We start from the raw sequence: 677 nt of genomic DNA, 5'->3' as shown, positions 1-677 counted from the left end.
CGTCGCGCCAGCGCCAGCATGCGTTCGAGGACAATCTCGCCAAGCAAGCCGGTGCGGCCTTCGATCTTGCGGGCAATGTCACGGATGACGCGACCGAGATAGGTTCTAAGCGTCTTCAAGGCCCGGTTGGCGCGCTTGAACTGCTTGGCGTGGGCATAGCGCTGATGCTTGATCAGGGCGAACTTGCCCACCCGCGCATAAGACTGCCGCAACGAAAGGCCCTGCCGCTTTGCCAGCCGGACCAGGATCTCGCGGGCGCGGTTGAGAAGCCGCGCGTCGGTCGGGAACATCACGTTCTTGGGCCGCACCGTGGTGTCGACGAAGACCCGGTTGAGATCGGACGGTTTGAGCGCCTTGGTCTTGGTCGCAACCGCAAGGCTCTCCTGCAGCAAGGCCTGTAGCTTCTCCTCGCCCATGCGCTGGCGCCAGCGGGTCAGCGAGGAGCGGTCGAACACCAGGCGGTGCTGGAAGAACTTCTCGCCGCAGAAGAACTGGTAATAGGGGTTCTCCACCCAGCGTTCGCACAGCAACTCATCGGAGAGGTCGTAGCTGTGCTTGAGGATCGCCAACCCCGCCATCAGCCGGGTCGGCAGCGGCGGCCGGCCCGGCTTGTCCTCATAGACCGCGCCGAACTTCTGCTCGAGGAATGCCCAGTCGATCGTCCGCGCCAGCTGCAC

Annotated in this window: 1 protein-coding gene; it reads right to left on the bottom strand. The window is 64.1% G+C overall.

The genetic code is table 11. From position 1 onward, the window contains the following. Nucleotides 1-677: IS5 family transposase (locus tag ACZXDY_RS46225; RefSeq protein ID WP_464350060.1), on the bottom strand; the 677-nt coding region annotated here is incomplete at both ends.

This window comes from Bradyrhizobium sp. LeoB3 (genome assembly GCF_055456055.1).
Note: the sequence above shows the minus strand (reverse complement) of the source record. Positions and strands in the feature narration are given on the sequence as shown.